General features: G+C 75.0%; 6 protein-coding genes. 3 read left to right on the top strand and 3 right to left on the bottom strand.

Annotated features, from left to right (window positions below):
• The 3 genes from ACFWA9_RS18485 to ACFWA9_RS18475 all read left to right on the top strand — a co-directional run.
• On the top strand, nt 1-1,102 hold a 1,102-nt coding region (locus ACFWA9_RS18485; protein ID WP_380388277.1), incomplete at its 5' end, for a hypothetical protein.
• A 7-nt stretch (nt 1,103-1,109) separates the two neighbouring features.
• On the top strand, nt 1,110-2,138 hold the full coding sequence (locus ACFWA9_RS18480) for an N-acetylmuramoyl-L-alanine amidase (protein WP_380388275.1): 1,029 nt from the start codon (nt 1,110-1,112) through the stop codon (nt 2,136-2,138).
• Between the two features lie 210 nt (nt 2,139-2,348).
• Complete coding sequence (locus ACFWA9_RS18475) at nt 2,349-3,284, top strand: hypothetical protein (protein ID WP_329487413.1); 936 nt, start codon at nt 2,349-2,351, stop codon at nt 3,282-3,284.
• Between the two features lie 114 nt (nt 3,285-3,398).
• Here the strand turns inward: ACFWA9_RS18475 and ACFWA9_RS18470 are convergent, their stop codons facing one another.
• From ACFWA9_RS18470 to ACFWA9_RS18460, 3 genes are all read right to left on the bottom strand, one after another.
• The gene (locus tag ACFWA9_RS18470; RefSeq protein WP_329487414.1) at nt 3,399-4,478 is read right to left on the bottom strand and encodes a prenyltransferase; all 1,080 of its coding nucleotides are present in this window, start codon (nt 4,476-4,478) and stop codon (nt 3,399-3,401) included.
• On the bottom strand, nt 4,475-5,287 hold the full coding sequence (locus ACFWA9_RS18465; RefSeq protein WP_380388273.1) for a class I SAM-dependent methyltransferase: 813 nt from the start codon (nt 5,285-5,287) through the stop codon (nt 4,475-4,477). Before ACFWA9_RS18465 ends, ACFWA9_RS18470 begins: the two co-directional genes overlap by 4 nt.
• A gap of 126 nt (nt 5,288-5,413) precedes the next feature.
• Nucleotides 5,414-6,724, bottom strand: a complete 1,311-nt coding sequence (locus ACFWA9_RS18460) for a glycosyltransferase family 4 protein (RefSeq protein ID WP_352289552.1) — start codon at nt 6,722-6,724, stop codon at nt 5,414-5,416.
• Nucleotides 6,725-6,742 lie beyond the last annotated feature (18 nt).

Here is a 6,742-nt window from a genome sequence, read left to right as displayed (position 1 = left end):
CGGCCGCCCCGGCGAGGCGCCGCAGCCGCCCGGCCCGTCGCCCTTCCCGCCGCAGCCGCCCACGGCGGGCGGCGTCGGCGACCAGGGCCCGCCGCTGGCCGCCCGCCCGTACCTGGCCGGTGGCCAGGGCCACCCCGCCCCGCCCACCGGACCGCAGCCGCCCGCGTCCGGCTTCCCGGGCCACGCGGCCCCCCAGGGCCCCGCCGGGGGCGGCTACGGCTACCCGCCGCCGCCCCCGGCCCAGCCGCAGGCCCAGCCCTCGTACGACGCCGGCCCGTACCCCCAGCAGTACCCCGGGTACCCGGCCCAGCAGTACCCGCCGTACCAGCAGCCGGACTACGCCACGGACTACGAGGACCTCGACGCCGAGGACCGCCCGGCCAACCGGCGCGCCCCGCTGCTGATCGCCTTCGCGCTGCTGTTCGTCCTGGCCCTCGGCGGCGGCATCCTGTGGGCCGCGAAGGGCAAGGACGACCCGGCCGACCGGAGCGCCGCCCCGGCTCCCTCCGCGAGCGCCGGCCAGAGCACGGCCGGGAACCCGCCGCCCGCGCCGGGCCCCGACGGATCGTCCGGCGCGCCGAGTCCCGCCGCCACCGACACCGCGTCCGCTTCCGCGAGCCCGACCTCCGGCGCGGCCGGGCCGGGCGCGCCGGAGCAGGCCAAGGCCCTGGACGAGCTGCTGACCCAGGGCGAGAGCGCGAAGGCGCCGATCGGCAGCGCGGTCGCCAAGGTGAGCAGCTGCCCCGCCAAGGCCGACATCGACAGCGCCGCGCAGGTCTTCGACAGCGGCGCCAAGCAGCGCGACCAGCTGCTCGCCAAACTCGCCACGCTGACCGTCACCGACCTGCCCGGCGGCGCGGACGCGGTGCAGTCGCTGAAGTCCGCCTGGCAGCTGTCCGCCGACATCGACCGGGCGTACGCCAGCTGGGCCCGCGCCGTCTCCGCGCAGGGCTGCTCGGGCTCGGCCCCGAACACCGCCGACAAGAAGCACGCGGACGAGCTCAACCCGCAGGCCACCCAGGCGAAGCGGGACTTCGTGACGAAGTGGAAGGCGATCGCCGACCCGTACGGCCTGACCGCGCGCACCCAGGACAGGATCTGAACCACCCGTGACCCGCACCACCGCCGCTCCGCACGACGAACCGCCGCGCCGCTCCCGGCTGCTGCGCACCACCACCGTGGCCGCCGTCCTGGTGCCGCTCTGCCTGGCCGGCTGGCTGGGCTGGCAGGCCGTCGCCGACCGCGGCCGGGACGACACCGCGGCCGCCCACGCCGCCGGGGCCGCCGCCCCGCCGCCGGGGCCGTTCTCCGCGGCGCCGTTCTCCGCACCGGCGGACACCTCCCCGCCGGGGGCCCCCACCGCGTCGGCCGACCCGCCGACGGCCGCCCAGGCCGCTCCGACAGCCGACCCGACGACCGCTCCGACGGCCGCTCCGACAGCCTCGGAGAGCGCCGGGTCCGCCACCGCGCTGGCCGGGCGGACCGTCCTGCTCGATCCCGGCCACAACCCCGGCAACGCCGCGCACACCGCCGAGATCAACCGTCAGGTCGACATCGGCAACGCCCGCAAGGAGTGCGACACCACCGGCACCTCCACCAACGCCGGGTACAGCGAGGCCGAGTACACCCTGGACGTCTCCCGCCGGGCCCGCGCGATCCTCACCGCCCGGGGCGCGACGGTCGTCCTGGTGCAGGACGGCGACCAGTCCTGGGGCCCGTGCATCGACGCGCGCGCGAAGGCGGGCGCCACCGCGCACGCCGACGCGGCGGTCTCGGTGCACGGGGACGGCGGCCCGCCCGGCGGCAGCGGGTTCCACGTGATCATGCCCGCCCGGGTGGTCGCGGGCACGGCGGACAACTCCGCGATCGTCGCGCCCTCGCACCGGCTCGGCCTGCTGCTGCGCGACAGCTTCCACGCGGCGACGGGCGAGCCGTACGCCGACTACATCGCGAGCCAGGGTCTGGACACCCGCTCCGACCTCGGCGGGCTGAACCTCTCGACCGTGCCCAAGGTGTTCATCGAGTGCGGTAACATGCGCAATTCGACAGACGCCAAAAGGATGACGGACCCTCAGTGGCGCCAGCAGGCCGCCCAGGGGATCGCCGACGCACTGACGGCCTTTCTGACCACGCGGTAGCCGGCCCGGGCGGCCCGGCCCGCGCCGCCGGAAGGTGGACAGCATGGGACCGGGCGCGCGCAGTTTGCAACGACTTCGCCCCATTCCCGAGCCCGCTGTGCACCCGCGAGGCGGTTGGCCCTAGGCTTCTGGTCCGTTCAGAGTTTTCCGGACCGGTCAGCCGACCGCGAGATAACCGCCGTCCACGACACACCAACGAGGGGAACGTTAGTGAATCTGCGCGCTCTCACCAGGGGAGACGCCGCCGTCGCAGGTGCGGCCGTCCTGCTCTTCATCGCCTCCTTCCTGCCGTACTGGACCGTGGACTGCAGTGGCAGGTACTGCGGCGACACGTCGCAGAACGCCTGGGACAGCGTCCTGTTCCCCGTGCTGCCCTCGGTCTTCCTGCTCGGCATCCTCTCCGCCGTGCTGATCCTGGTGCAGCGCTTCCAGGGCGCCGCCGCCGCCACCCGCCAGGTGCTCGGCCTGCGGCTGGACCAGTGGGGCATCGCGTTCGCCGTCGCCGCGCTCTGGACCTCGATCTGGGCCCTGGGCGGTGGCCCGAAGGGTCTGGACCACGGTTTCGGCGCCTGGCTGGCCGTCATCTCGCTCCTGGTCCTCGCCGGTGCCGCCGCGGCCGGTCCGCTGGTGCCCGCGCTGAAGGCCCCGCTGGTCACCGACAAGCCGGCCGTCCCGCAGGGCTACCCCGGCGGCTACCCGGCCCCGCAGCCGGGCCAGCCCGGCCAGTACGGCTACCCGGCCCCGGGCCAGGACCCGCAGCAGGTGCAGTCGCCCGCGTTCGGCGGCCAGCCCGGCGGCTACGGCTACCCGGCCCCGCAGGCCGGCCAGCCGCAGGACGCCGCCCAGCAGCAGGCCGCGCAGCACGCCGCCGCCCAGCAGGCCGCGCACCAGGCCCCGGCGCCCACCCAGGCGCAGCCGGCCCAGGCCCAGCAGGCTCCGGCGCCCGACTTCGCGCCGTTCTGGTTCGCCGTCCCGGCGCCGCGCCAGCTGTCCCCGAAGGACAACCCGGCCGGCGCCCCGGTCGGTGAACTCGTCCCGGGCACCTGGTACCTGGCGGTCGAGCAGCGCGGTGCCGCGCTGGTCGCCCAGCTCCAGGACGGTTCCCAGGGCTTGCTGGCCGACACCACCGGCATCCAGCGCGGCTGACGCACCGCCAGGCACGGCGAAGGGGCGGGACCGGATCGACTCCGGTCCCGCCCCTTCGCCGTGCGTGTTCGTCGTGCGTGCGCCGCGGTGTGCGGGCGGGTCAGCGGCGGCCGTTCAGCAGCAGTCCTGGACCACCAGCCCGGTGGGCAGCTGGTCACCGCCGAAGACCGTCACCGTGGCCGGGTCGCCGCCGAGCGCCGCGACGGCCAGCAGCAGCGCCCCCGCCGTCCAGGTGGTGCGCTCCTCGGGCCAGATGGCGTCGTCCTCGAACACGTAGCCGGTCCAGTACGAGCCGTCGCTGTGCCGCAGGTGCTTCTGGATCCAGCGCAGGATCTCGACCGCGCGGTCGGACTCGCCGACCGCCCAGAGCGCCATGGCCAGTTCCGCGCTCTCCCCGCCGGTCACCCAGGGGCGGTCGCTGACGCAGCGCACCCCGAGGCCGGGGACGACGAAGCGGTCCCAGTCCCGTTCGATCCGCTCCAGCGCGGCCCGGCCGCGCAGCGCGGTGCCGAGCACGGGGTAGTACCAGTCCATCGAGAAGCGGTCCTTGTCCAGGAACCGCTCGGGGTGGTGCGCGATGGCGTGCCGCAGCCGGCCGGCCGCCAGCTCCCAGTCGGGCTGCGGCTCCTCCAGGTAGTCGGCGACGGCCAGACCGCAGCGCAGGGCGTGCAGGATGCTGGAGGAGCCGGTCAGCAGCGCCTCGTCGGGCGCCTCGCCGTGCTCGTCCACCCGCCAGGAGATCGGACCGCCCGGCAGCCGCAGGCCGACGATGAAGTCGAGGGCGCGCCGCACGACCGGCCAGATCCAGTCCAGGAACGCGTCGTCCCCGGTGCTCAGGTGGTGGTGCCAGACGCCGACCGCCACGTAGGCGCAGAAGTTGGTCTCCTTGGCCGCGTCCGAGACCGTGCCGTCCGGGACGTCCTGCCCGTACGCGTAGGCGGCGTACCAGGAGCCGTCGGGGTTCTGGTGGGCCGCCAGCCAGCGGTAGGCGGCCTCGGCGGCGGCGTGCTCGCCGGCGGTGTCCAGGGCCATCGCGGCCTCGGTGTGGTCCCACGGGTCCAGGTGGTGGCCGGTGAACCACGGTATCGCGCCGTCGTCCTGCTGCTCGGCGAGGATGCTGCGGACGGTCCGGGCGGCCTGTTCGGCGTCGAGCACCCCGTCCAGCAGCAGCGCCTCGGGGACGGCGGCGGTCACTCGCCCGCCCGCCCGGCGTCGGCGCGGTCCGCCGCCTCGTCGGCGCGGCCGGCAGCGGGCTCGACGAGGTCCGCCATGGGCTCGGCGCGGTTCGGCTTGGAGGCGTAGGCGACGAAGCTCTTGCCGATCACCGGGTTGAGGGCCTTCTCGGCGGCCTTGGTGAGCTTGCTGATCACCGGGGTGCCGACGATGTCCCAGACCAGCAGCTGGTGGTAGGCCTTGACCGGCAGCGCCTTGTCATTGTCCACCCCCACCGCGCACTTGATCCACCAGTAGGGCGAGTGCAGCGCGTGCGCGTGGTGGGTGCCGTACGGCTCCAGACCGGCGTCCTTGAGCTTGTCGAGCAGCTCGTCGCCCCGGTAGATCCGGATGTGGCCGCCCTCCACCTCGTGGTACTCGTCGGAGAGCGCCCAGCAGATCTTCTCGGGCAGCCAGCGCGGCACGGTGACGGCCAGCAGCCCACCGGGCTTGAGCACCCGGAACATCTCGTTGAGCACGCCCTTGTCGTCGGGGATGTGCTCCATCACCTCAGAGATGATGATCTTGTCGAAGTACTCGTCCTCGAACGGCAGGGCCAGCGCGTTGCCCTCCATCGCGACCGCCGACGCGCCCTCCGGAGCCTCGCCGGCCTCCGCCATGGCGGCGAACCACTTCTTGACCTCGGCGATCTCCTCGGCGCTCTGGTCGAGGGCGGTCACCCGGGCCCCGCGCCGGTAGCACTCGAACGCGTGCCGCCCCCCGCCGCAGCCCAGGTCGAGCACCCGGTCGCCGGGGGCGAGCGGGAAGCGCGAGAAATCAACGGTCAGCACTGCGGGCTCCCATTCCTCTGGTACCAAACGTTTGTGACGCCGGGCCGGTCCCGGCCGGGCCGGCCGAGTCCGGCGGAGCGCCGGATCCGCCCGGGCGGGTCCGACGCGGACGGGTCCGGCGACCCGTCAGGCCACGTACCGCCAGCCCGGACCGGACCGGGCCCGCCGCCCGGCACCGGTGGCGATCGCCGCCCGGTAGCTGTCGGCGGTCAGCGCGGCGGCCCGCTCCCAGGTGAACCGGGCGAGCACCCGCTCGCGCCCGGCCTCACCGAGCGTGCGACGCAGCGCCGGATCGTCCAGCAGCCGGCCGAGCGCCGCCGCCAGCGCGCCCGCGTCGCCCGGCGGCACCGCGAGACAGGTCTCGCCGTCCGGCCCGGCCACCTCGGGGATCGCCCCGCCGGTGGTGGCGACCAGCGGCGTACCGGTGGCCATCGCCTCGGCGGCGGGCAGCGAGAAACCCTCGTACAGCGACGGCACGCAGGCCACCTCGGCCGAGCGGTACAGGTCGACCAGCTCCCCGTCGGTCAGGCCGTGCCGGAACTCGATGAACCGCTCCAGCCCGAAGCGGCGCACCGCCTCGGCGACCGGCCCCCGCTCCTTCTGCGGCTTGCCGACCACGACCAGGTGCGCGTCCCGCTCGGTGCGGACCTTGGCCAGCGCCTCGACCAGGTGGACCAGGCCCTTGAGCGGGACGTCGGCGCTGGAGGTGGTGACGATCCGGCCGGGCACCCGGGCGACCCGCTCGGACGGCGACCAGAGCCGGGTGTCGGCGCCGATCGGCACCACCGAGACGGCGCCCGGCGAGGCGCCCAGGTGCTCGGCGATCTCGCGCTTCGAGGTGCCGGAGACGGTGATGATGCTGTCCAGCCGGGCGGCCACCCGGCGCTGCATCCGGGTGAACGCGTACCAGCGGCGCAGCGACAGCCGGCGGGCCAGGCTCGGCGCCGCGTCCAGCTCCAGCTGCCGGTCCACGGTGATCGGGTGATGGATCGTGGTGACCAGTGGGAAGCCGTGCCGCGCGAGGCCGAGCAGCCCGTACCCGAGGGTCTGGTTGTCGTGCACCACGTCGTAACGGCCCTTGTGCAGCGCGAGGTACTGACGGGCGCGCAGCGAGAAGGTCAGCGGCTCGGGGAAGCCGCCGGTGCGCATGGTGGCGAACTCCAGCAGGTCCACCGGGCCCCGGTACTCGGCGAGCCCCGGGGTGCGGAACGGGTCGTCGGCGCGGTAGAGGTCCAGGCTGGGCAGCTCGACCAGGCGGACCGAGCCGGGGCCCTCGACCTCGTCCAGGACGGGGTAGGGCTGGGAGCCGATCACGTCCACGTGGTGGCCGAGGCGCGCCAGCTCGCGGGAGAGGTGCCGTACGTAGACGCCCTGGCCGCCGCAGAACGGGTCGCCGCGGTACGACAGCAGGGCAATCCGCAGCGGCTGCGCGGTCATCGTCGGCTCCCGTCCTTG

It is taken from the genome of Kitasatospora sp. NPDC059973 (genome assembly GCF_042737525.1).
Taxonomy (GTDB): domain Bacteria; phylum Actinomycetota; class Actinomycetes; order Streptomycetales; family Streptomycetaceae; genus Kitasatospora.
The sequence above is the reverse complement of the archived record's forward strand: the minus strand, read 5'-3'. Positions and strand labels throughout refer to the sequence as shown.